The organism is Enterococcus sp. JM9B, from assembly GCF_009933265.1.
Taxonomy (GTDB): Bacteria; Bacillota; Bacilli; order Lactobacillales; family Enterococcaceae; genus Enterococcus_C; species Enterococcus_C songbeiensis.
In genome coordinates, this window is sequence record NZ_MAEK01000015.1 from 1 (window position 1) to 23,579 (window position 23,579).

Below are 23,579 nucleotides of genomic sequence, written 5' to 3' on the forward strand. Positions count from 1 at the left end.
TTCCGCTTTCGTGCCACAATACACGCCGGGGTGGCGGAACTGGCAGACGCACAGGACTTAAAATCCTGCGGTGAGTGATCACCGTACCGGTTCGATTCCGGTCCTCGGCATTGCATACATTGCGCCCATAGCTCAACTGGATAGAGTGTTTGACTACGGATCAAAAGGTTAGGGGTTCGACTCCTCTTGGGCGCGTTAATGAGTTAATAACGGGAAGTAGCTCAGCTTGGTAGAGCACTTGGTTTGGGACCAAGGGGTCGCAGGTTCGAATCCTGTCTTCCCGATAAAAAAGAAACACGGGGCCTTAGCTCAGCTGGGAGAGCGCCTGCTTTGCACGCAGGAGGTCAGCGGTTCGATCCCGCTAGGCTCCATATCGTTTGTATTAATAGCGATAAACTATTTTCGCGGCGTAGCTCAGCTGGCTAGAGCGTCCGGTTCATACCCGGGAGGTCGGGGGTTCGATCCCCTCTGCCGCGATTGTTTTTTTTAAGAGCCTGGACCTTTAGCTCAGTTGGTTAGAGCAGACGGCTCATAACCGTCCGGTCGTAGGTTCGAGTCCTACAAGGTCCATTAATGGCATTGTAGTCTTGTGGAGGATTACCCAAGTCCGGCTGAAGGGAACGGTCTTGAAAACCGTCAGGCGGGTAAAACCGTGCAAGGGTTCGAATCCCTTATCCTCCTTTTCTGATCTTTCTTGTGTTACTATGAAAGTATCGGCAATTCGTAAGCGAAAGCAAACGAAATAATATTATTATCGCGGGATGGAGCAGTCTGGTAGCTCGTCGGGCTCATAACCCGAAGGTCGTAGGTTCAAATCCTGCTCCCGCAATTCTAACAAGATTTTCTTGTTAGCTTAATAAAAACATATTCTGGTTTGGTAGTTCAGTTGGTTAGAATGCCTGCCTGTCACGCAGGAGGTCGCGGGTTCGAGTCCCGTCCAGACCGCCATGCGGGTGTAGTTTAGTGGTAAAACCACAGCCTTCCAAGCTGTTGTCGCGAGTTCGATTCTCGTCACCCGCTTGTTTTTATTAAGGGCCTATAGCTCAGCTGGTTAGAGCGCACGCCTGATAAGCGTGAGGTCGATGGTTCGAGTCCATTTAGGCCCATTTAAAATCAGAATAACTCATTTTTGGTTTTTGGGGAAGTACTCAAGTGGCTGAAGAGGCGCCCCTGCTAAGGGTGTAGGTCGGGAAACCGGCGCGAGGGTTCAAATCCCTCCTTCTCCGTTTTAGCATGGTCCGTTGGTCAAGCGGTTAAGACACCGCCCTTTCACGGCGGTAACACGGGTTCGATTCCCGTACGGATCATTACTATTTTTTGGAGGATTACCCAAGTTCGGCTGAAGGGAACGGTCTTGAAAACCGTCAGGCGGGTAAAACCGTGCAAGGGTTCGAATCCCTTATCCTCCTTTTCTGATCTTTCTTGTGTTACTATGAAAGTATCGGTCAATTCGCAAACGTATGTGAGCGAAATAATACTATTATCGCGGGATGGAGCAGTCTGGTAGCTCGTCGGGCTCATAACCCGAAGGTCGTAGGTTCAAATCCTGCTCCCGCAATTCTAGCAAGATATTTTTGCTAGCGTAATAAAAACGTATTTGGTTTGGTAGTTCAGCTGGTTAGAATGCCTGCCTGTCACGCAGGAGGTCGCGGGTTCGAGTCCCGTCCAGACCGTTTTTGGCTCGGTAGCTCAGTTGGTAGAGCAATGGATTGAAGCTCCATGTGTCGGCAGTTCGATTCTGTCCCGCGCCATTAATAGCTTGTTTGCGGGTGTAGTTTAGTGGTAAAACCACAGCCTTCCAAGCTGTTGTCGCGAGTTCGATTCTCGTCACCCGCTTTTGTTTTTATTATGGGCCTATAGCTCAGCTGGTTAGAGCGCACGCCTGATAAGCGTGAGGTCGATGGTTCGAGTCCATTTAGGCCCATTATTAGTAATAAAATATTTTTTATTGGTCCGTTGGTCAAGCGGTTAAGACACCGCCCTTTCACGGCGGTAACACGGGTTCGATTCCCGTACGGATCATGCACTTAAAGATACTGATTGGTATCTTTTTTTATTTACCCAAATTTCTTGGGAAACTTTCTATTAAAACGAGCAAATCGGGGAAAAATCTGCTATACTTGCTTACGTTGCAAGTTCCCGAAAGGATTCGTCTGTACGAAGATGCCTTGTAACCGATAATTTATTAGGGGGAATCACCATGTTAGAAAGAGAAAGACATTTATTTACTTCGGAATCAGTTTCAGAAGGACATCCGGATAAAGTTGCGGATCAAATCAGTGATGCAATTTTGGATGCATTATTGGAAAAAGATCCAATGGCCCGTGTTGCCTGTGAAACGTCTGTTACAACTGGTTTAGTTTTGGTTTTTGGCGAAATTTCAACGTCTGCGTATGTGGATATTCAAAAAATCGTGCGAAAAACAATCAAAGATATTGGCTATACCCGAGCAAAATTCGGCTTTGATGGAGACACGGTAGCTGTTCTGGTGGCAATCGATGAACAATCACCGGATATTGCACAAGGGGTAGATACAGCAATGGAAGCCCGGGAAGAAAAAAAGGATCTGTTAGATGAAATCGGAGCAGGAGACCAAGGATTGATGTTTGGGTTTGCGGTGGACGAAACACCGGAATTAATGCCATTACCGATTGCATTGAGTCACCGTTTAGTTCGTCGTTTGGCAGAGTTGCGTAAATCAAAGGAATTGCCTTATTTGCGGCCTGATGCAAAATCACAAGTCACCGTTGAATACAACGATCAAGAAGAGCCTGAGCGCATTGATACCGTGGTTATCAGTACCCAGCATGATGCAGCAGTGGCTAATGAAACGATTCATCGGGATGTCATTGAAAAAGTAATCAAAGAAGTGATACCTGCTGAATTATTAGATGATAAAACGAAATATTATATCAATCCTACTGGACGTTTTGTAATTGGCGGACCACAAGGAGATGCTGGTTTGACTGGTCGTAAGATCATCGTTGATACGTATGGCGGTTATGCACGTCATGGAGGCGGTGCTTTTTCTGGAAAAGATGCCACGAAAGTCGATCGTTCAGCAAGCTACGCTGCTCGCTATATTGCCAAAAATATTGTTGCGGCCAAATTGGCGAAAAAAGTTGAAGTTCAATTAGCCTATGCAATTGGAGTGGCTCAACCAGTGTCAATTTCCATTAATACGTTTGGCACGAGTCAGGTAGCAGAAGAAAAATTGATTGAAGCAGTGCGGAAGAATTTTGATTTACGTCCTGCTGGAATCATTGAAATGCTGGATTTGCGTCGTCCAATTTACCGACAAACGGCAGCATACGGACATTTTGGTCGTACAGATATCGATTTGCCATGGGAACACACGGATAAAGTGGACGCCTTACTGGCAAGTGTGAAGGACTAACGAGGCGACCTCTATTGACAAACGTCGATAGAGGTCCTTTTTTTATGGATCAAAAACAGTTGATTCATTCAAGGCATTCAGCGGAGCGTGGGAAAGAAGGCAACTGGATTTTTTGAAAGGAGACAAAGAATGGAGAAAAAAACAAATGTGACATTGGTAACGGTGGCGGTTTTTGTTGCGACTTTTATGACAGCTATTGAGGGAACGATTGTAACGACTGCAATGCCGACGATTGTTGGTTCCTTGCATGGGATTGAAATTATGAACTGGGTTTTTTCAATTTATTTATTAACGAATGCCATGTTGACTCCCATCTATGGGAAGCTGGCAGATAAAATAGGTCGTCGTCCGATTTTTATTTTTGGCACCCTGCTGTTTATCATTGGTTCTGCTTTATGCGGATTTTCCAATGATATGTTGACGTTGATCATTTCTCGTGGGATTCAGGGAATGGGAGCCGGGGCAATGATGCCGGTGGCCTTAACGATCATTGCCGATATGTATACGATGGAGAGACGGGCAAAAATATTAGGGTTAAATAGTACAGCTTGGGGAATTGCCAGCGTGGTGGGTCCTTTGGCTGGTGGATTGATTGTTGATACGATTGGCTGGCATTGGATTTTTTTCATCAATGTACCGATCGGGTTAGTGCTGATTGGAATGATCTGGTTTTATTTGGTGGAGCCAAAGCACAAGGTTCAGGCAAAAAAAATGGATGTCGCTGGCAGTTTTTGTTTGATGGTCGTGTTGTTGACCTTACTTCTAGCTTTCCAACTATTGAGTGATCACGGGGGAACGTGGTTGGTGGCGGGTTTATTCTTGCTTTCCATTGTAAGTTTGGGCTTCTTTTTAGTTGTCGAAAAAAACGCCGAAGATCCGGTAATTTCTTTGTCATTGTTTAAGAGTCATTTATTTATAGTGGTCAATAGTGTGGCAGCGTTGGTCAGCGGATTTTTGATGGGAATTGATGTCTACATTCCCATGTGGATGCAAGGCGTCCTGGGATTGAACGCCGGCATTGGTGGACTTGTACTGGCTCCTTTATCATTGCTGTGGTTGGTGGGCTCCTTTTTAGCTAGTCGCTGGATGACACGTTACTCCATCAAAAAAACGCTATTGTTTGGGCTGACCATCACTTTAATCGGTGCGATTTGGCAATTTTTGATTCCAATAGATAGCAGCTGGCTTTGGTTCTTTGGAATTTCTTCTATAATAGGGATTGGTCTTGGAGCAACAACAGTTACTTGTACGGTTAGTGCTCAAAGCAGTGTTTCTCATGAAATGCTGGGTGTTGCTACCTCCTTCAACACGTTGGTACGAACGATTGGTCAGACAATCATGGTTTCCGTTTTTGGTATTTTACTGAATACGATTTCCACCAATGAATTACAGCAAACCCAGCTTTCCACTGATCCGGATATTATGAATAAATTGGTCAATCCACAAACGGCAAAATTATTGTCGGAAGATTTGCTGCAACCGTTACGAAAGATTTTATACGATGGTTTGCATGGGGTTTTCGGTACGGGACTGCTGCTGGTAGTTCTTGCCTTTGTTTTGACTATTCTTGTGAAGGAAAAATCTGTTACAATAGAACAAAAAGGATAAGGTGATGGGAAATGGCCTTTTTACAAGTTAGTATTTATTCAAATGTTTTGGAAATGGAAGTTGGATTAAACGTAATTTTACCTCAACGAACAGAGAAAATGATTGGCACCAGTACGGAGGGCAACCTTGAAGATCTGCCGGTATTGTATTTGCTGCACGGTATGGGGGGCAATCAGAGTGTGTGGGGGCGGCGGACGTCTATCGAGCGCTATGTTGAAAATCTTGGATTGGCGGTCATCATGCCTTCAACAGATTTGGCTTGGTACACGAACACGCAATATGGAATGGATTATTGGACGTTTGTTGCTGATGAACTACCGGCGATTTGCCATGTGCTATTTCCTCAGCTTACATGGAAAAGAGCCAAAACTTTTGCGGCGGGATTGTCGATGGGGGGATATGGTGCAGTCAAATTAGGGTTGAAAAGACCACACCAATTTGCCGCCATTGCCTCCCTTTCTGGAGCAGTTGCTTTGGCAGAGGAACCGGAAAGTTTATTAAGCACTCGCAACAAAGCGTATTGGGAAGGGGTTTTTGGCCCGTTGGATCAATTAAAGGGTTCAGAAAATGATCCGATACAAATGTTGGTGGATTGTCCCGCTGAAGAGGCGCCAAAATTCTTTTTAGCTTGTGGAACAGAGGACTTTTTGTATACTTCCAATCAATATTTTGTCAAGCAAGCACGAGGCAAAGATTTGGATGTTACCTATGAGGAAGGTCCCGGTGAACACAACTGGATTTTTTGGGACCAATGGATCCAACGGGTCTTGACTTGGCTGCCGTTAGAAAATTAATTCTGTTTGTTACTAAAGAAGAGCCGACAAATCTGCTAGATTTGTCAGCTCTTTATTTTTTTTCGATACAAAAAAGAATCGGTGGTTGATTTTTTTGATTGATAAATTGATAACGTAAAACAGAGTAGTCTTCTTGAGGCAACTGCTGACAATACTCGTCAACCGCTGTCAGTTCCTCTTGTCCTCCAGCATGTCCGTAATAAGCAACGATAATCAGTCGACCATGAGGCAGTAAGAACCGCAGCAGTTGGTCAAAGGCTGATTTGGTGGTATCTGGTAGGGTGATGACTGACTTGTCGCTGTTTGGCAAATAGCCAAGATTAAAAATAGCGGCCTTGATGGGGGTGGCAAGGTATTTTTCTACATGCTGATGGCCGTCTAAAATCAATTCTGTTCGGGAAGTCAACTGGTTGTCAGCCAGCTTTTTTTTGGTTGCAATCACAGCTGCTTCTTGAATATCAAAAGCATAAACTTTTCCAGTTTCCCCCACCAGTTGGGCTAGAAAAAGGGTGTCATTGCCGTTGCCCATGGTGGCGTCTACTGCGTAATCCCCGGGCTGTAGAATTTCTTTTACTAATTGGTGACTAAAACGCAAGGCGCTTAACATGAAAGGACACCCTTTCTGACATCAAACTTACCTTGGAAGGAATCCCGCCGCAGCATTTCTTGATCGATGGCATTGAGAATTTCCCATTTTTTCAAGCTCCACATCGGACCAATCAACGAATCCCACGGTGCATCTCCAGTCAGTCGATGGATGATAATTTCTGGAGGAATCATTTCCAATTGATCACAAATGACCTGCACATAGTTTTCTCGCGTCATTAATTGTAAGCGACCTTCGTGGTAATCCCGCAGCATTCGAGTGTTACGCATCAGGTGAAGTAGGTGCAGTTTAATTCCTTGAATGTCAGAATCTAAAATCGTTCGGCGAACATTTTCCAGCATCATTTCCGAAGTTTCCCCGGGCAAGCCATTGATTAGATGGGTACAGACACGAATATTGTGAGCACGTAATTTTGCCACGCCATTTACATAAGTATCATAGTCGTGGGCGCGATTGATTGAGCGGCTGGTACTTTCGAAAGTTGTCTGCAAACCGAGCTCCACCCACAGATACAGCCGTTGATTTAATTCGGCTAAATACTCCACGACTTCTTCCGGCAAACAATCTGGACGTGTACCGACGGATAAGCCGACAACGCCCGGAAGATTGACCACTTGCTCAAACCGTTCACGAATCACTTCAATGGGAGCATGGGTATTGGTAAAATTTTGAAAATAGACAATGTATTGATCGACGTGCGGCCATTTTAAGTGCATCATGTCGATTTCTTTTTGAAATTGAAGGGGCAAGGGATCTTCCGGCGCAACAATCATATCTCCAGAACCGGAGACACTGCAAAAGGTACAGCCGCCATGAGCGACTGTTCCATCACGGTTGGGGCAATCAAACCCGCCGTCGATCGGCACCTTGAAAATTTTCCCGCCAAATTCCTGACGCAATGCGTAATTCCAAGAATGGTAACGTTTGTTTGGATCTTCTGTATAACTAAATGCTGACATGGTTGTCCTTCTTTCTCAGCGTTTTTTCTTAAAGGTTAAAATGACGCGGAATTTTTGGTACAGGGGATAGGTCAGAAAAAGCCAGCCTAGCCCAAGTGAATAGCCACCGATGATGTCACTAGGAAAATGAACCCCTAAATAGATGCGGCTGATCCCGATAGCCAAGATTATGAAACCTAAGAAGATGCGGGCGATCCAGCGGGCCGTTGTGCTAGTGAAAAGAGTAGGAACGAGAAAAATCAATGTACCGAATAAAACCATACTGCCGGTGGAGTGTCCGCTGGGAAAACTGTAGCTGTGTTCCGTGACCAAATGTAGCAACGTTGGACGTTCCCGAGTGAAAACCAATTTGATTAAAGGATTGAGAATTCCGGCGATTCCTAAGACACCGATTCCCAGCCACGCGGTTTCAGCGTAGTGTTTGCCGATGGCGAGAACAATCAGAAAAGCCAAAGTTAAAATGATTACGGTGCTGGGATTACCAAATTTAGTGATCCAGAGATAAAAATCATTCCAATGAGGATAGGGGCTGCGAACCAGATCTGTTAAGACTGAATCGAATCCTGATACCCATTGAGGATAAAATTTAACGACATAGCCTAAAAAAACGAAGAGTAGGAGAAAACAACTGCCGATAAATTGCGTATATACTTTATTTTTCATAGAGGACTCCTTTGATGAGAATGAGCTTATTATAGCATTGCTTTTCCCGACATAAAAGCGGGGGAAAGGAAACTTGTTGCTAGGGAAAAAGAAGGAGTACTAAAATCTCCTGCTTTTTTGTCATGAAATTGCAATAATCTTCCTTTTGTTAAATAACCGTTTTTTTCAGTGGTTCAGATAAAAAGCTGAAAATCACCCGTTTTCTTTTCAAAAGATAACGAAAAAAACGGAAGGTTACAGGCACTTTACAATTTACCAGAATGACCTTAAAAATCTTTTAATAAACCTTAAGAAACGGTATACTTAAACTAATAATACGAAATTTTTTTGGAGGAGTGACACAATGGAAAATATCTCAAGAAAAGAGCGGCGGAAAGCGGAACAAACAAGCGATATGTATCGCCACATGAAAAAAAGTGCAGCAATCGTAGGTACGACCCTGACAGCTTGTTCTGTTGTGACACCTTTTATGAGTCCGCTGCAAGCTGAGGCGACAGGAACGACAACAAACGCACAAATGGCAACCCGTAGTAATCCAAGTGCGTTCATTACAGAAATCGCTGCTCATGCACAACCAATTGCCAATGCAAATGATTTGTACGCTTCGGTGATGATTGCGCAGGCTATCATTGAAAGTGGTTGGGGAACCAGCACGTTATCACAAGCACCGAATTATAATCTGTTTGGAATCAAAGGCAGTTATAACGGCAACACAGTCTATATGAATACAATGGAATATTTAAATGGAAAATGGGTTACTATGAAGGAACCTTTCCGAAAATATCCTTCTTTTAAAGAATCTTTTGCTGATAATGCCTATACTTTGCGTAATGTTTATCTAGGCGGTGGTTATTACTATCGCGGTGCGTGGAAGAGCAATACTAAATCTTACCGGGATGCAACGGCATGGCTGACCGGACGATACGCAACTGCTCCTCACTATGCAAGCTCATTAAATAGTGTGATTGAAACGTATAATTTGACTCGATTTGATACACCAGCTAGCGGCAGTGCCGGGGGTGGTTCAAGTGCCGGTTCTAGCAATTCTGGTAATTCTGGTTCCTCCAGCTCTTCTGGTTCGTCAAGCAGTAACAATTCCAGCAGTTCAACGACCTATACAGTAAAATCTGGTGATTCAGTGTGGTTGATTGCTAATAAATACGGTATTACTATGAATCAATTGATTCAATGGAACAATATCAAGAACAACTTTATCTATCCAGGACAACGGCTAGTGGTGAAAAACGGTGGTTCTAGCAGTTCAAATACCGGCACAGGTTCTAGCAATTCTGGTTCTTCCAGTTCGTCAGGTGCATCAAACAACAACAATTCCAGCAGTTCAACGACCTATACAGTAAAATCTGGTGATTCAGTGTGGTTGATTGCTAATAAATACGGTATTACTATGAATCAATTGATTCAATGGAACAATATCAAGAACAACTTTATCTATCCAGGACAACGGCTAGTGGTGAAAAACGGTGGTTCTAGCAGTTCAAATACCGGCACAGGTTCTAGCAATTCCGGTTCTTCCAGTTCGTCAGGTACGTCAAACAGCAACAATTCCAGCAGTTCAACGACCTATACGGTAAAATCTGGTGATTCAGTGTGGTTGATTGCTAATAAATACGGTATTACTATGAATCAATTGATTCAATGGAACAATATCAAGAACAACTTTATCTATCCAGGGCAACGGCTAGTGGTGAAAAACGGTGGAACCAACAATTCCAGTACAACTACGGGTTCTAGCAGTTCAAGTTCATCCAGTTCCTCCGCCAGCTCCAGTGCTTCAACCGGCGGAACTTACACGGTGAAATCCGGCGATTCCGTCTGGTCGATTGCCAATAAACACGGCATTTCGATGGATCAATTCCGTCAATGGAACAATATCAAAAATGACTTCGTTTATCCGGGGCAAAAAGTAACCGTGAAAAAAGGGGCAACCGCCTCTGCTGCCAGCACGTCCGGCAGCACCTACAAAGTCAAAAGCGGCGACAGTCTATGGACGATTGCACAAAAATACCGATTGACCATCAATCAGCTAAAAAGTTTGAATCAACTGTCTTCCGATACGATTCTGATTGGACAGACTTTAAAGGTAAAATAATATTTGAATTTCCATGCAATCTTTGATAGTATAGCTATCAATAGCAACACGTTAAAAAGGAATAGTAAAAAGTCATTCGGTAAAGAGAGCACATGGTTGGTGGAAATGTGTACGAAACCTTTTGAACTCGCCTTTTAGTGACAACTGCTGAAAAAAGTAGGCAGCTGCGGCGGCGGTCGTTATCCCGCAAGAGGCTTGCATTCGCAAGTAAAAATAGGTGGTACCACGTAGATTACGTCCTATAAAAAGCAACGGCTTTTTATAGGACTTTTTTTATTATTCTTTAGGAGGCATCGGAATGAATTACGATCACAAAGCAATCGAAAAAAAATGGCAAAAGTTTTGGGCAAAAAACAATGTCTTCAATACCCACGATGACAGCAGCAAGCCAAAGTTCTACGCACTCGATATGTTTCCCTATCCGTCTGGACAAGGGCTGCATGTAGGGCATCCAGAAGGGTATACGGCAACAGATATTTTATCACGGATGAAACGCAGCCAAGGCTTCAGTGTACTGCATCCAATGGGGTGGGATGCCTTTGGTCTGCCAGCAGAACAATATGCGCTGGATACCGGCAATGATCCGGCTGAATTCACGAAAAAAAATATCGAGACCTTCCGTCGTCAAATCAATTCATTAGGCTTTAGCTATGACTGGAATCGAGAAATCAATACTACCGATCCGGAATACTATAAATGGACCCAATGGATCTTTACAAAATTGTACGAAAAAGGATTGGCTTATGAAGCAGAGGTCGCAGTCAACTGGGTGCCAGAATTGGGAACCGTTATTTCCAATGAAGAAGTTATCGATGGCAAAAGTGAACGTGGCGGCTACGATGTGGTTCGAAAACCGATGCGTCAATGGATGCTGAAAATCACCGCCTATGCAGATCGTTTGTTGGATGATCTTGAATTGGTGGATTGGCCTGAAAGCATCAAAGAAATGCAGCGCAATTGGATTGGTCGTTCGGTGGGAGCAAATGTAACCTTTAAAGTTGCCGGCAGTGAAACAGATTTCACTGTATTTACCACCCGTCCGGATACATTGTTTGGTGCAACTTATGCCGTATTGGCACCAGAACTTGAATTGGTGCAAAAAATCACGACAGCCGAACAACGGCCGGCGGTAGAAGCATATATCGCAGAAGCTGCAAAAAAATCTGAATTGAATCGAACGGATTTGGCGAAAGAAAAAACTGGGGTCTTTACCGGTGCCTATGCAGTTAATCCAGTCAATGGCAAAGAAATTCCTATCTGGATTGCCGATTACGTTTTGTCTTCTTACGGAACTGGTGCAATCATGGCGGTTCCTGCTCACGATGAACGGGATTATGAATTTGCGAAAACATTTGGCTTGGAAATTTTGCCTGTGTTGGCTGGTGGTGATGTGGCTCATGCGCCTTATACTGAAGATGGTCTGCACATCAATTCCGGCTTCTTGGATGGCATGAACAAAGAAGAAGCCATTGCGGCTATGACGACTTGGTTGGAAGAAAAAGGCGTTGGGAAAAAAGAAATCAGTTACCGGTTGCGGGACTGGTTGTTTTCACGTCAACGGTATTGGGGAGAACCAATCCCAATCATCCATTGGGAAGACGGCACCACAACGACGGTGCCTGAAGAAGAGCTGCCATTGCGTTTGCCGATTACTAAAAACATCAAACCAAGCGGAACGGGCGAATCACCGTTAGCAAATATTGAAGAATGGATTAATGTCGTCGATCCGGTTACTGGCAAAAAAGGTCGTCGAGAAACCAATACGATGCCGCAATGGGCAGGCAGCTCTTGGTATCACTTGCGTTACATCGATCCTCATAATAAAAAAGAATTGGCAAACTTTGAAAAATTGGAACGCTGGCTACCGGTGGATATTTATATCGGCGGTGCGGAACATGCTGTGCTTCATTTGCTTTATGCCCGTTTCTGGCATAAGTTCTTGTATGATATCGGTGTAGTTCCAACCAAAGAACCGTATCAAAAATTATACAATCAAGGAATGATCCTTGGCGGAAACAACGAGAAAATGTCGAAATCCCGTGGCAATGTGGTCAATCCTGACGATGTTGTTGAAAAATATGGGGCAGATACCCTGCGCCTGTATGAAATGTTTATGGGACCATTGGATGCTTCGATTGCTTGGAGCGAAAATGGACTGGAAGGCAGTCGGAAATTCTTGGATCGGGTGTGGCGTCTGGTTGTTGATGAAGAAGGCAAGATGCGGGATCGGATCACTACCTTTAATGATGGCAAGCTGACGAAGGTTTATAATCAAACGGTGAAAAAAGTAACCGAAGATTATGAAAATCTGCATTTTAACACAGCAATTTCTCAATTGATGGTTTTTGTTAATGAAGCCTATAAAGTCGATGCCTTGCCATATGAATACATCGAAGGCTTCGTGCAATTGCTGGCACCGATTGCTCCCCATATCAGTGAAGAACTTTGGGCAGTCTTGGGCAACGAAGGCGGCATTTCTCATGTTGCTTGGCCAACCTACGATGAATCGGCGTTGGTAGAAGCAGAAATCGAAGTCGTTTTCCAAGTAAACGGCAAAGTACGGGCGAAAGTCAATGTTCCGGCAGATGCGACAAAAGAAGAATTGGAAGAATTGGCAAAAGCTGATTCGCTGGTTCAAGAACATATTGCAGGAAAAACGATCCGTAAAGTTATCGTTGTCCCAAATAAATTGGTAAATATTGTTGCAAATTAAGAAAAAATAAGTATGTTTTGAGACACCTCCTGTATTTTGGGAGGTGTTTTTGTCTTTTGGCAAATTTCTTTAGTTGACTGTTGTAAGTAGCTACGCCAACCATTTGAAAATTTCTTAAAAAGAGCGTATAATCCGTACCCTATCCTTCAAACAGTAAAGGGGAATGTGTGTATGGTCAACCACAAAGAACAAGAGTATTTAACGGTCGTTTATGGGGAGCTGCTGGAGAAAAAAGAGGTATTGCAAACCTATCTGGCACAGTCTAAGGATGAGGCATTGACGGCGTTGCAGGGGATGCAAGGAGATGTCAGTTTGAATTTTGATAGTGTGCTGGACAATCTCGATACTTTTTCACAGTTGGAAATGAAAAATCGAGAAATCGATCAAATGAATTTCAAAATGCAAACTGCAGATGTTGAATTGGCGCAGGTCAATCGTTCCTTGAATGTGCCGTATTTTGGCAAAGTAGTGGTCGATTTTATGGAGGAAGCACCGGAAGATTTTTATATTGGCATCAATGGCTTTCGAAATTTGGCGGGAGATACACGAATCTACGACTGGCGCTCACCGATTGCAGAATTATTTTACAACAATGAGTTGGGACCTTCCAGCTATCAAGTCAATGGGCAAAAGATAGCGGTGGAAATTGCCGGTCGCCGGCAGCTGATTATCGAAAGAGATCGTCTGCTGAATTCCTTTGATACTTCTGTGGCGATTCAAGATGATGTTTTATTGGAAGCCTTGGAGAATGATACCACTGGATTTATGAAGGACATCACGGCAACCATTCAAAAAGAGCAGAACAAAATCATTCGCGATAACACTAGCCGTCATTTATTGGTGAATGGCATCGCCGGCAGCGGAAAAACCTCGACAATCATGCAACGTATTGCATATTTGCTCTATTCATTGCGGCAGCAAATCACCGCAGATGATCTCTTGATCCTGTCACCCAATACGCAATTTATCGACTATATCTCTAATGTTTTACCCGCCTTGGGTGAACGCAATCCGCTTAATTTGACTTTGCCGCTATTTTTGCAAGAATTCAGTTCTCAAGAATTGGAGGACGAAACAGAATATTTTGAACGCTTAAATGCACCTGTTTCAAAAATGACTGCGATTCTTCGCAGCAAAGCATTTGTAGATTATCTCAAACAAGCGGACGAGCTTTTAGCAAGGATTGATTTGTTTCAACCGATTGTTTATAAAGGAAAAGTTCTGATTTCAGTAGAAACATTGCAGGGATTTTATCGAAAAACACCTAATTATCCCAAAATGATCGATAAGTTGCAGGCCATGAAAAAACAGCTTCTTAGCTATTGGGATCAGCGAATCATTCAGCAAGCTCACAGTGAACGGATTCAAAATCAAGTGCTTTCCTTGTCTGAAGAATTGCAGCAGCACTATTTTGGTGAATTAATCAGTGACGAATCAGAAGCCAGTATTTTTCGTTACAGCAAGAAATTATTGCAACGAAAATATCGGAAGGTAGCAAAGGCGTTGCGGCAAAATGAATGGATCAATGAAGAAGGCATGGTTGCGGCAATCTATCAACGTTTTACCGGACAAGAAATGCCAAAATTTGGTGGAACGATCGATGAATCAGTGATTCGGCTATTGGTTCGTCACACGTTTATTGAAAAAAGTGACGTACCAATGCTGCGTTTTATTTTGATTGATGAAATCCAAGATTACACGTATGCTCAAATCACCTTGCTAGCGGCTTTGTTCCCGAAAACCCATTTCACGATGGTGGGGGACGAAAATCAGGCAATTTTTAATTCTCAAATTGCTTTTTCAGAGGTACAAGCTATATTTGCTGAAAAACAACAGTCGGTGAAACGCTATGATTTACTGAATAGTTATCGTTCAAGCGGTGCAATCACGAAGCTGTTTCGAAAGTTGGTTACCACGCCAATGGAAATTTTGCCGGTGCGACCAGACGGATTGCCGGTGACTTTTCGTTCTTTTGCGGTGGTCGAGGAATTTGTTCAACTAGTGAAAGAAATGTCTACTAAGCAACAACTGACTATATTGACTAAAACGCAACAGCAGGCTGTTCAATTAACAGAAACCTTGCGTAAGGCTGGCGATCAAAGCCAGGTGCTGTCTATCAGCTTGGCAAAGGGCTTAGAATTTGATCATGTGATTTTGTATGATGTTTCAGCGAAAAATTATTTTTCAGAACAGGATCAAAAACGTCTGTACACCGCCATTTCCCGTGGCATGCAACAAGTAGTCGTGACTTATCAAGATGAACTGACACCATTGATCCATTAAAAAAACGTTCCTGATTTCTGCGGATAATGCAGAGAATCAGGAACGTTTTTAATCTAAGCTCATTGAATTATCTGTTCAGCAATCAGATAATCCCCGTCATAGGGGACATCTTCTCCATTGATTTTTTGGTATTGATCTTGTCCTTTGCCGGCAAGAATAATGGAATCCTTTGGCTCTGCCAAGGCGATGGCTTGGGCAATGGCTTGCGGACGATCCATTTCAAAATAAATTACCAACTCTGGATTAGTCACCGCTTGATTGATTTCTTCTGCGATGGCTTGTGGGTCTTCAAAGGCAGGATCGTCTGCAGTCAAAATGGCGATGTCGGCTTGTTGGGATAAAATTTTCCCGAAATCTTGTCGCCGGGAAATAGCTTTTCCACCAGGACTGCCAAGAACAACGATGACTCGACCGTCAGGATGCTGCGTTTTCGCAAAATGCAGCAACGTTTTTAAACTAAGATAATTATGGGCGTAATCGACGTAGATGGTTGCGCCATTCTTTGCTTGTAATTGTTCCATACGTCCGGGAACTCGCGCTTGTGCCAGACCGAGCTGTCCGTCTTTTGCGGAGGCGCCTGCCAGTGCGGCTGCCAACAACGCACTGGCGGCATTTTCTTGATTGAATCCACCAGCCAGTAATAGCGAATAGTGACCGTTCAAGGCAAACGGATCTTGGTCAGATTGTAATGAAAAAGCCAATCCTTCTTCGGAAACCACCAGATAATCGGCATCTTTTCGTCCGTAGGTGGTCAATGGAATTTTGTTCAGCTCACAGGTTTCTTTTAATAAATCAAAATAATCGCTGTCTCGATTGATAATCATGTGTTTGGCATGAAGCAGTAATTGTCGTTTGCAATAAAAATAGTCGTCAAAAGTCGGGTGCTCGATGGGGCTGATATGATCTGGAGAGATATTTAGAAAAATCCCAACATCGAAAAACAATCCAAACACGCGATGTGTTTTGTAAGCTTGTGAAGAGACCTCCATCACGAGATGAGTCATACCATTGGTGACTGCTTGTGCCATCATACGATACAAATCCAAAGATTCAGGAGTGGATAAATGAGATTTAAAATAAGTCGTTCCATCTAATGTAGTATTCATAGTGGAAAGCAGGGCTGTTTTTTTGTCGGTGGTGACATCTAAAGCCGCCTTGGTAAAATAAGCAGCAGTAGTTTTTCCTTTGGTTCCAGTAAAAGCAATCAACGTCAATTTGTCTTGAGGATAATCGTAAAAGGCCATCGCCAAAATCGCCATTGCTTTGCGGACATCTGTTACGATGATACCAAGCGCTGAAACAGCATAGGGTTCTTCTGCCACGTAGACTTCCAACCCATTTTCAATAGCGGAAATCAGGTAGTCCGCTTTAAAATTCAATCCTTTACAGAAAAAAAGTGTTTGGGAATCAACGGAACGGGAATCATAGGAAAGTGCAGAAAATTCCTTTTTGCTGTCAATTGTCAGATGCCAGCCCTCCGCTGAAACAAACTCTTTAAGCAGATTTTCTTTGAGTAACAAAGTGCGAATCGTTTCAAGGGAAAAGGTCATTGTGAAGCTCCTTTTTCAATTTTTAGTTTATTATAGCACAATTTTGAAAGTGGACTGAAAAAAATCAGGAGCCAGGAGAGCAGACTTTTCTTATTCCAAAAAAATAAACCGCCAATTTTTTTGGCGGTTTATTTTTGAAGAAGGATAAAAATTTAGTCGTTGACAGGAATCAGTTGAAACTTGGAAAAAGAAAATAATCCTTTATCGGTGATCTTCAATTCGGGAATCACCGATAGTGTCAAAAAGGAAAGGGTCAAGAAAGGATTGAAGGCACGGCTGGCACCTAGTTTTCGTGCCTGTTCCGTCAGTTGGATCAACTGCTGATTGACTGCCATGAAGGGTTCTTGAGACATCAACCCACCGATAGGCAACGGCAGACACGCCAATTCTTTATCTTGATGAACAACGACCATACCGCCGCCTTTTTTGATCAATTGATTAGCAGCAAAGCGCATTTCTTCGTCAGAAGTTCCCACTACCACGATGTTGTGGGAATCATGGGCCACCGTAGTAGCTAAGGCACCTGCCTTCAACTGAAAACCTTTCACGATGCCTAATCCGATATTTCCAGTGGCATGATGGCGTTCGATAACAGCGATTTTCAGCTGATCTTTTTTAATCGAAGGCTGGAACAAGCCCTTTACTGTTTGAACATCTTCTATTAAATCATTCGTCAACAAGCTGTTGGGGATGATCTCAATCACATGGGCTTTAGAAGCAGTCAGCGGTAAATCAAACGAGTGAGTATCTAACGGCTGTACACTGATTTTTGGTAATTCTTTTTCAAAAGCCAATGGAGCTGAAAAGCAGGATTCGTTTAAGTGACCAGATTGAACGACCGGGACCCCTTTGGCAAAGACGGTATGGATAGGTAAAGTTTTTAAATCATCTGTCAAAAAGAAGTCAGCTTGATACCCTGGAGCAATTGCTCCTAGAGTTGTTAAACCAAAACATTCGGCGGCATTTAATGAAGCCATTTGAATGGCTTGCAACGGTTCCATGCCTGCTTGGATCGCTTGCCGAACGATGTGATCGATGGACCCTTCTGCTACCAAATCATCAATCAATTTATCATCCGTCACAAATAAGCAACGGCGGGAATTTTCTGGTGTGATTGCCGGTAAAAGGGCGTCAAGATTTTTTGCGACGGTTCCTTCTCGAACCATCAGATACATGCCCAGTGCCAAGCGTTCTTTGGCTTCGGCGGCAGTGGTTGCCTCGTGGTCAGTTCGAATTCCTGCAGCGGGATACACATTCAGAGCTTCACCAGTGATGCCGGCAGCGTGGCCGTCGATTTTCTTTTTTTGTTGGTGCATGCGACTGATTTTATCTAAAATATCCGTTTCCGCAGTAGCAACGGCTTGGTAATTCATCACTTCCGCCAGTCCTAGAACATTAGGATCTTCAAGAAAAGGTGCCAAGGCTTTTCCATCTAAGACGGCGCCGCTGGTTTCAAATGGGGTTACCGGTACGCACGAAGGCAGCATGACAAAAATAGTCATGGGCGATTGCTTGCCATCTTCCAGCATAAACTGAAGTCCTTTGCTACCGGCAACATTTCCGATTTCATGGGGATCAGTTACCACCGTGGTCACACCATGAAGCAAGGAGATTTTGGCAAATTCTTGGGGAGATAAAAGCGAACTTTCAATATGTACGTGACCATCAATAAAGCCGGGAACCAAATACTGATTTTTACCGTCAATAGTGGTGAGTCCTTCATAATGACCGATTCCAACGATCTTTCCATCGCAAACTGCGACATCACCAACTGTGATTTCTTTGGTAAATACATTGACAATTTGAACCTGTTTGATGACCAGATCGGCAGGTTGTTTTTTACCAGCAGCTAAAATATGTTTTTTTAATAATGTTTCCACTTTTGCTCCTCCTTTATAGGTTTAGATGGGTAATACCTTGTTTTATTTTCAGCTCGCTTTAAAAAATAGAGAAAATCAAGGGCGTAAAATAAATTGTTACAAGTATACCATGAATTCGGATTTAGCCAATACTTTTGAGAAAATTCTCTAGAATTTTCATGAAAAACGAAAAAAAGACGGACGTTTTGAAAGTAGAAAAGATTTTTTTTCTAATTCACAGCTGAAAAAAGGAATTCCAATGAATTTCGTTAAATTTACCAAAAGTAATTGCTACATTGATAGTTTCCCTTTAAAATAGAGAATATGCCTTGATACATAGAAAGTTGGAGATTGTGGACAAATGGAAAACAAAACACGACCAGCAGAATTAACAAATGAAGAACGGATGGCCCGTGGTTCTGCATGGATGACCATCGGCAACATCGGCTCGCGTTTATTGGGAGCGATTTATATTTTACCTTGGTATGCTTGGATGGGAGAAAATGCCAAAGCTGCCAACGCCCTGTTTAATATGGGCTACAATATCTACGCTTTGTTTTTAATGATCTCGACGGCCGGCATCCCGGCTGCGATTGCTAAACAGACCGCACATTATAATTCATTGAATGAGTACAGTACCAGCCGTAAATTATTTATTCGTGCGTTACAGGTGATGGGAATTTTCGGCATTATTTCTGCCGGTATCATGTATTTGCTGGCTCCTTTTTTAGCGGAGGCATCTGGTGGTGGCGCAGAGTTGGTGCCAACGATGCGTTCCTTGAGTGTCGCAATTTTGGTCTTTCCTTGTATGAGTGTCATTCGAGGGTATTTCCAAGGTTTTAAAGACATGCGGCCCTTTGCGATTTCACAAATCGTCGAACAAATTGCCCGTGTGGCGTATATGTTGTTGGCGACTTTCATCATCATGAAAACATTGAATGGGGAATATACTGAAGCGGTGACGCAATCAACTTTTGCTGCGTTTATCGGGGTACTGGCAAGTTTTGCCGTATTGGGTTATTTTCTCAAAAAAGAAAAAGTTCGTATGGATACGTTGGTGGAGTATAGCGGACAGGAAGCAACGATTCATACAAAAGAATTGCTGATCGAAACTGTAAAAGAAGCCATTCCATTTATTATCATTGGTTCCGGAATCACATTGTTTAAATTAGTCGATCAATTTACTTTTATTCGCAGCATGCAACGATTTACCGAATATTCCAGTGACCAGTTGAAGGATCTTTTTTCAATTTTTAGTGCCAATCCAGATAAACTGACGATGGTGGTAATCGGTTTGGCAACGTCAATTTCTTCTACTGGGTTGCCCTTGATCACCGAAGCACGAACCGTGGGAGATCACCGGGGCCTGGCAAAACTAATCAGCAACAATCTGCAACTGTTCTCTTTCGTGATGTTGCCGGCTAGTTTTGGGATGATGCTGTTGGCCTATCCTTTAAATACGTTGTTTTATGAACCAGATGCTCTGGGCGCTAAAGTGTTGATTCAAGCCTGTATCGCTGGTTTATTCTTGGGCTTGTTCATGATGACTGCCAGCATGTTGCAGGGAATGTACGAAAATGGCGCAGCTATCAAATATTTTGCCTTGGGTTTAGTGGTTAAACTAATTTTGCAATACCCAATGATTCGTTTATTTGAAGTATACGGACCGATGATCGCGACCATGTTTGGTTTTGGTTTGACCTGTTACTTGAATATGCGGAAAATGCACAAGATTTCCCGCTTTAATTTTACACTGACCTTTCGGCGAACCGTTCTCATTTTTCTGATGACACTGATAATGTTGGTTTTGGCTGTTATCACTCGACAAATCAGTGATTTATTCTTAAATACTGAGAGCAAATTTCAATCCTTTATCATGGTCTTGCTGGTGGCTGGTGTCGGCGGCGGCAGTTACGTATATATGGCGCTGAAAATTCGTTTGGCAGATAAATTGCTGGGAGCAACAGCGAAGAAAATGCGAGGGAAATTGCACATAAAATAGCACAATGGCGGTATTGACTTTGGTTGATGCCGCATTTTTAATGGAGGGAACGACCATGCGTTTGGATAAATTTTTAGCGGACATGCAGATTGGCAGCCGCAAAGAAGTCAAAAAATATATCAAAGGTCGATTGGTTCGGGTTAATGGACAAGTAGTCACCTCAGATAAAACTCAAGTGACTGAAGAAGATCAAATTTTGTTTGATGGACAACCGGTGATCTACCAGAAATATTTTTATTACTTACTCCATAAGCCTCAGGGAGTGGTTTCAGCTACGACAGATCGACGAGACCCGACTGTATTGTCTTTGTTGAAGGAGGATGCCCGGGAAGATTTGTTCCCGGTGGGACGTTTGGATAAGGACACGGAAGGCTTACTGTTGATTACTAATGATGGCGAGCTTGCCCATCGGCTGCTTTCGCCAAAAAAACATGTAGAAAAAGAATATTTCGCAAAAATCGACGGCATCATGACAAAAGAGGATGTGGCTGCTTTTGCGCAGGGAGTAACCATCGATGGTGGAGAAGAAACGATGCCGGCAGAGTTAACGCTTTTAACGCGGGATGAAACCACGCAAACCTCCGAGATTCGCTTGATTCTACATGAAGGAAAATTCCATCAAGTTAAACGGATGGTCAAAGCGGTTGGAAAGAAAGTGACCTATTTGAAACGTCTTCGAATGGGTAGTCTGGTCTTGGAGGATAGTTTGAAACTAGGGACATATCGACCATTGACGGCAGATGAAATTGCTCAGCTACAAGTAACCAATGAAGAAAAAAGCTTAAGAAATAATCAAACAACTTAAAAAATAGTTTGTTCTTTTGTAATATATCCTAGATTTTGAAACTTTTTCGTAATAAAAAATGGTTTTGTTGCAATCTGATGAAGGGAGCGACAAGAAAACGTAACGGCATTGTTACCCATTTCATAAAAATCCATGCTAAATTATGCAAGGTAAAAAAAATATGAAAAGGGGTCTTTTATTGAAAATCAGAAAGACAATCGCTTTAGCCGCATTAGTAATGAGCATGGGAATTTCTTCCACCGCTTTTGCTTCAGAAACCACTGATCAACTCGCAGCAACCCAAAAAACATTGACTGCTAGTCAAAAAACAGTTGCTGCTTTACAACAACAATTAAAAGAATTAGCTTCAGAAAAAACAGAGATTGCTGCAGAAAAAGCAACGGCAGAAACCACGGCAGAAAAAACTGCTGCAGAATTGAATGACCTGCAGGCAGAACTTCAAGAAGTCACGACGGCTGAAAAAGAAAAACAAGCGCTTATGGAATCTATGGTGTACCATCCCGCTGTCCAATCGTCGACCGTCAACTATTCCTCACGAGTGATGGATGTCTACCGTGAATTGAATGAACTGACTGAAAAGAAAAAAACGGTCACTGCAGAACAATCCGATGTACATATTTCCTTCGCTACACTACAAGGAAAAATCGCCGCTTTCACTGATCAAACCACAGAGTTGGAGAATCAAGAGGCAGAAATAAACGCCCAGATTCAAACAACCAACGAAACGATCAAGAAACAGCAAACGGCGGTAACGAAATTGCAAAAAGCTCAAAAAGCAGAAGAAGAAAAAGCTAAGACTGCTGCTACCGGCTTTGCTTCGCCGTTAGCAACGAAACTATCTGTCAGCAGTGGTTTTGGCGGTAGAGAAGATCCTACAGGCGCTTCCGGCACTCAACATGATGGAATCGACTTTACCGGCTCTTACGGTCAAAATGTGATGGCAGCACGAGATGGTGTGGTGGAAATGGCAGGCACTGATCCTAGCGCCGGCAATTATGTGATCATCAAACATGATAACGGCTACTATTCTTATTACATGCATTTAAGTAAAATCAATGCGACAGTTGGTCAAAGTATCAAAGTTGGGCAATCCGTAGGTCAAATGGGCTCTACCGGAAATTCAACCGGTGTTCATTTGCATTTTGGTTTAAGCACATCTGTCTGGAGCGGTTTTGTTGATCCTTCTTCCTTTTTAGGACTTTGATGGAATACAGAAGAAACTAGTCAAAAAGCGTTGTTTAGGAATTTTCCTGAACAACGCTTTTTTTTCGAAATCTTCCTTCACCACAATCCCGGTTCAGCGGTGATCTGCAAGTGTTCCTTAGTAAAAGGATGAGTCAAAAACAGCTCATACGCATGCAGCTGCAGCCGCTCATCAGCTTTTCCATAGAGAGGATCACCGAGAATCGGATGACCGATACTTTTTAAATGGATGCGGATTTGATGAGTGCGCCCAGTTTCTAGCACACAAAAAATTCGACTTTGTTTTGCTGTTGCCTGCTGGCTTGAAACATGGGTGATAGCTGTTTGACCATTACGTTCGTCGATGACTCGCTTGCGGCGATCATGACGGTCCCGCCCGATTTTTTTGGTAATCGTCAAATCATGGTCGATTTTTCCTGAAACAACGGCTTGATAGCGGCGGTAGATTTTTTTTTGCTCCAACAGCCGACCGAGAATTGGCAAAACTAGCGGATTTTTTGCAAAAAGAATGGCACCGCTGGTCTCTTTGTCTAAACGATGAACCACATAAGGTCGCTGTTCTTTATCAGCCAAATAGGCAGCCAAATCATTGAGCAATGTTCCGGTTTCTTGCGGCTGATTCGGATGGGTCTTGAGACCGGCCCCTTTGTTGACGACAATCAGATGTTCGTCTTCGTACAAAACATGGATTGCTTTTTTGTCCCCTAATACAACCTCTTGGTAGCTGTAGTCTTCTTCAGCCAATTCTACGGTTATCCGATCTCCTGCTTGTAACATCTGTTGAAAAGTTGCAATGTTTCCATTAACCCAAACGGTTTTACGTACTCGTAAGAAATGGCGGACCTTGCGGGGAACCAGCCATTCGGTTTCCAGTAGTTGGCGCAAAGTTTGTTCTTCCTGATTTTTTGGTAAAATTATCTCGTATCTCATGTCTATCTCCTTGTTGTTTTCCAGATTAGTATAGCATTTTTTAAAGATATTTAAGAAAAAAAAAACTTTTTCCCGAGAATTAAATGATATGATTAC

Annotated in this window: 15 protein-coding genes, 20 tRNA genes, 1 riboswitch and 1 other annotated feature; of the genes, 29 read left to right on the forward strand and 6 right to left on the reverse strand. The window is 43.1% G+C overall.

The annotated features are described in order from the left end of the window. Positions 1-24: 24 nt before the first annotated feature. The 23 genes from BAU16_RS04580 to BAU16_RS04690 all read left to right on the forward strand — a co-directional run bounded on the left by BAU16_RS04580 (position 25) and on the right by BAU16_RS04690 (position 5,799). Positions 25-110 (forward strand) — tRNA-Leu (locus BAU16_RS04580). An 11-nt stretch (positions 111-121) separates the two neighbouring features. Further along, positions 122-195, forward strand: a tRNA-Arg gene (locus tag BAU16_RS04585). Positions 196-210: 15 nt separating this feature from the next. Then, positions 211-284 (forward strand) — tRNA-Pro (locus tag BAU16_RS04590). A 14-nt stretch (positions 285-298) separates the two neighbouring features. After that, a tRNA-Ala gene (locus tag BAU16_RS04595) sits at positions 299-371 on the forward strand. A 32-nt stretch (positions 372-403) separates the two neighbouring features. Further along, positions 404-477: transfer RNA gene (locus BAU16_RS04600), tRNA-Met, on the forward strand. Positions 478-496: 19 nt separating this feature from the next. After that, positions 497-570: transfer RNA gene (locus tag BAU16_RS04605), tRNA-Ile, on the forward strand. A gap of 21 nt (positions 571-591) precedes the next feature. Then, positions 592-681, forward strand: a tRNA-Ser gene (locus tag BAU16_RS04610). A 74-nt stretch (positions 682-755) separates the two neighbouring features. Continuing rightward, positions 756-829, forward strand: a tRNA-Met gene (locus BAU16_RS04615). 42 nt (positions 830-871) lie between these two features. Continuing rightward, positions 872-948: transfer RNA gene (locus BAU16_RS04620), tRNA-Asp, on the forward strand. A 1-nt stretch (position 949) separates the two neighbouring features. After that, a tRNA-Gly gene (locus tag BAU16_RS04625) sits at positions 950-1,020 on the forward strand. 12 nt (positions 1,021-1,032) lie between these two features. Continuing rightward, positions 1,033-1,106: transfer RNA gene (locus tag BAU16_RS04630), tRNA-Ile, on the forward strand. Between the two features lie 32 nt (positions 1,107-1,138). Continuing rightward, a tRNA-Ser gene (locus BAU16_RS04635) sits at positions 1,139-1,226 on the forward strand. A 9-nt stretch (positions 1,227-1,235) separates the two neighbouring features. Continuing rightward, a tRNA-Glu gene (locus BAU16_RS04640) sits at positions 1,236-1,307 on the forward strand. A 12-nt stretch (positions 1,308-1,319) separates the two neighbouring features. Continuing rightward, positions 1,320-1,409 (forward strand) — tRNA-Ser (locus tag BAU16_RS04645). A gap of 75 nt (positions 1,410-1,484) precedes the next feature. Continuing rightward, positions 1,485-1,558 (forward strand) — tRNA-Met (locus BAU16_RS04650). A gap of 41 nt (positions 1,559-1,599) precedes the next feature. Beyond that, a tRNA-Asp gene (locus BAU16_RS04655) sits at positions 1,600-1,673 on the forward strand. 5 nt (positions 1,674-1,678) lie between these two features. Continuing rightward, positions 1,679-1,751: transfer RNA gene (locus BAU16_RS04660), tRNA-Phe, on the forward strand. 14 nt (positions 1,752-1,765) lie between these two features. Next, positions 1,766-1,836 (forward strand) — tRNA-Gly (locus BAU16_RS04665). A gap of 14 nt (positions 1,837-1,850) precedes the next feature. Then, a tRNA-Ile gene (locus BAU16_RS04670) sits at positions 1,851-1,924 on the forward strand. A 26-nt stretch (positions 1,925-1,950) separates the two neighbouring features. After that, positions 1,951-2,022: transfer RNA gene (locus BAU16_RS04675), tRNA-Glu, on the forward strand. Between the two features lie 102 nt (positions 2,023-2,124). After that, positions 2,125-2,203: riboswitch (SMK box riboswitch) on the forward strand. Then, entirely contained in the window at positions 2,201-3,397 is a 1,197-nt protein-coding gene (gene metK / locus BAU16_RS04680; protein WP_048603720.1) for a methionine adenosyltransferase, read from the forward strand. It overlaps the preceding riboswitch by 3 nt. A 129-nt stretch (positions 3,398-3,526) precedes the next feature. Further along, positions 3,527-5,005, forward strand: coding sequence for an MDR family MFS transporter (locus tag BAU16_RS04685; RefSeq protein ID WP_161526572.1), 1,479 nt, complete (start codon positions 3,527-3,529; stop codon positions 5,003-5,005). Between the two features lie 11 nt (positions 5,006-5,016). Beyond that, the gene (locus BAU16_RS04690) at positions 5,017-5,799 is read left to right on the forward strand and encodes an alpha/beta hydrolase (RefSeq protein WP_161526573.1); all 783 of its coding nucleotides are present in this window, start codon (positions 5,017-5,019) and stop codon (positions 5,797-5,799) included. A 52-nt stretch (positions 5,800-5,851) separates the two neighbouring features. Here the strand turns inward: BAU16_RS04690 and BAU16_RS04695 are convergent, their stop codons facing one another. From BAU16_RS04695 to BAU16_RS04705, 3 genes are read right to left on the reverse strand one after another with little or no spacing between them, the layout of a single operon-like run. Further along, the gene (locus BAU16_RS04695) at positions 5,852-6,406 is read right to left on the reverse strand and encodes a tRNA (mnm(5)s(2)U34)-methyltransferase (protein ID WP_161526574.1); all 555 of its coding nucleotides are present in this window, start codon (positions 6,404-6,406) and stop codon (positions 5,852-5,854) included. Next, the gene (locus tag BAU16_RS04700) at positions 6,400-7,365 is read right to left on the reverse strand and encodes a TIGR01212 family radical SAM protein (RefSeq protein ID WP_161526575.1); all 966 of its coding nucleotides are present in this window, start codon (positions 7,363-7,365) and stop codon (positions 6,400-6,402) included. Before BAU16_RS04700 ends, BAU16_RS04695 begins: the two co-directional genes overlap by 7 nt. A gap of 15 nt (positions 7,366-7,380) precedes the next feature. After that, positions 7,381-8,028, reverse strand: coding sequence for a phosphatase PAP2 family protein (locus BAU16_RS04705; protein ID WP_161526576.1), 648 nt, complete (start codon positions 8,026-8,028; stop codon positions 7,381-7,383). 343 nt (positions 8,029-8,371) lie between these two features. Between BAU16_RS04705 and BAU16_RS04710 the strand changes: the two genes are divergently transcribed. The 3 genes from BAU16_RS04710 (at position 8,372) to BAU16_RS04720 (ending at position 15,134) form a co-directional block, all read left to right on the forward strand. Then, positions 8,372-10,138 (forward strand): muramidase family protein, encoded by a 1,767-nt coding sequence (locus tag BAU16_RS04710; RefSeq protein WP_161526577.1) that lies wholly within the window; start codon positions 8,372-8,374, stop codon positions 10,136-10,138. A gap of 42 nt (positions 10,139-10,180) precedes the next feature. Beyond that, positions 10,181-10,383 (forward strand) — a binding site (T-box leader). 53 nt (positions 10,384-10,436) lie between these two features. Further along, positions 10,437-12,851, forward strand: coding sequence for a leucine--tRNA ligase (gene leuS, locus BAU16_RS04715; RefSeq protein WP_048603730.1), 2,415 nt, complete (start codon positions 10,437-10,439; stop codon positions 12,849-12,851). Between the two features lie 171 nt (positions 12,852-13,022). Then, on the forward strand, positions 13,023-15,134 hold the full coding sequence (locus tag BAU16_RS04720; protein WP_161526578.1) for a HelD family protein: 2,112 nt from the start codon (positions 13,023-13,025) through the stop codon (positions 15,132-15,134). A gap of 59 nt (positions 15,135-15,193) precedes the next feature. On the opposite strand, the gene BAU16_RS04725 is transcribed toward BAU16_RS04720, so the two are convergent. Then, positions 15,194-16,684 (reverse strand): UDP-N-acetylmuramoyl-L-alanyl-D-glutamate--L-lysine ligase, encoded by a 1,491-nt coding sequence (locus tag BAU16_RS04725; protein WP_161526579.1) that lies wholly within the window; start codon positions 16,682-16,684, stop codon positions 15,194-15,196. A gap of 152 nt (positions 16,685-16,836) precedes the next feature. Next, a complete protein-coding gene (gene ade, locus BAU16_RS04730; protein WP_048603733.1) occupies positions 16,837-18,564 on the reverse strand; it encodes an adenine deaminase in 1,728 nt (575 codons plus the stop codon). A gap of 340 nt (positions 18,565-18,904) precedes the next feature. Here ade and BAU16_RS04735 point away from each other — a divergent pair, with 340 nt between their 5' ends. From BAU16_RS04735 to BAU16_RS04745, 3 genes are all read left to right on the forward strand, one after another. Further along, complete coding sequence (locus BAU16_RS04735; protein WP_161526580.1) at positions 18,905-20,545, forward strand: putative polysaccharide biosynthesis protein; 1,641 nt, start codon at positions 18,905-18,907, stop codon at positions 20,543-20,545. Positions 20,546-20,600: 55 nt separating this feature from the next. After that, positions 20,601-21,350: a pseudouridine synthase gene (locus BAU16_RS04740; RefSeq protein WP_161526581.1), complete on the forward strand. Its 750-nt coding sequence runs from the start codon at positions 20,601-20,603 to the stop codon at positions 21,348-21,350. Between the two features lie 178 nt (positions 21,351-21,528). Next, on the forward strand, positions 21,529-22,554 hold the full coding sequence (locus tag BAU16_RS04745; protein WP_053082150.1) for a M23 family metallopeptidase: 1,026 nt from the start codon (positions 21,529-21,531) through the stop codon (positions 22,552-22,554). Between the two features lie 77 nt (positions 22,555-22,631). Here BAU16_RS04745 and BAU16_RS04750 read toward each other — a convergent pair whose 3' ends face one another. Further along, the gene (locus tag BAU16_RS04750; protein ID WP_161526582.1) at positions 22,632-23,483 is read right to left on the reverse strand and encodes an RluA family pseudouridine synthase; all 852 of its coding nucleotides are present in this window, start codon (positions 23,481-23,483) and stop codon (positions 22,632-22,634) included. Between the last annotated feature and the right edge of the window lie 96 nt (positions 23,484-23,579).

Bases quoted from the DNA above. Each gene is read 5' to 3' on its own strand.
- BAU16_RS04725 (WP_161526579.1), bottom strand. From the start codon at position 16,684: ATGACCTTTTCCCTTGAAACGATTCGCACTTTGTTACTCAAAGAAAAT.
- BAU16_RS04710 (WP_161526577.1), top strand. From the start codon at position 8,372: ATGGAAAATATCTCAAGAAAAGAGCGGCGGAAAGCGGAACAAACAAGC.
- BAU16_RS04695 (WP_161526574.1), bottom strand. From the start codon at position 6,406: ATGTTAAGCGCCTTGCGTTTTAGTCACCAATTAGTAAAAGAAATTCTA.
- BAU16_RS04705 (WP_161526576.1), bottom strand. From the start codon at position 8,028: ATGAAAAATAAAGTATATACGCAATTTATCGGCAGTTGTTTTCTCCTA.
- leuS (WP_048603730.1), top strand. From the start codon at position 10,437: ATGAATTACGATCACAAAGCAATCGAAAAAAAATGGCAAAAGTTTTGG.
- BAU16_RS04740 (WP_161526581.1), top strand. From the start codon at position 20,601: ATGCGTTTGGATAAATTTTTAGCGGACATGCAGATTGGCAGCCGCAAA.
- metK (WP_048603720.1), top strand. From the start codon at position 2,201: ATGTTAGAAAGAGAAAGACATTTATTTACTTCGGAATCAGTTTCAGAA.
- BAU16_RS04720 (WP_161526578.1), top strand. From the start codon at position 13,023: ATGGTCAACCACAAAGAACAAGAGTATTTAACGGTCGTTTATGGGGAG.
- BAU16_RS04690 (WP_161526573.1), top strand. From the start codon at position 5,017: ATGGCCTTTTTACAAGTTAGTATTTATTCAAATGTTTTGGAAATGGAA.
- BAU16_RS04750 (WP_161526582.1), bottom strand. From the start codon at position 23,483: ATGAGATACGAGATAATTTTACCAAAAAATCAGGAAGAACAAACTTTG.
- BAU16_RS04700 (WP_161526575.1), bottom strand. From the start codon at position 7,365: ATGTCAGCATTTAGTTATACAGAAGATCCAAACAAACGTTACCATTCT.
- BAU16_RS04735 (WP_161526580.1), top strand. From the start codon at position 18,905: ATGGAAAACAAAACACGACCAGCAGAATTAACAAATGAAGAACGGATG.
- BAU16_RS04685 (WP_161526572.1), top strand. From the start codon at position 3,527: ATGGAGAAAAAAACAAATGTGACATTGGTAACGGTGGCGGTTTTTGTT.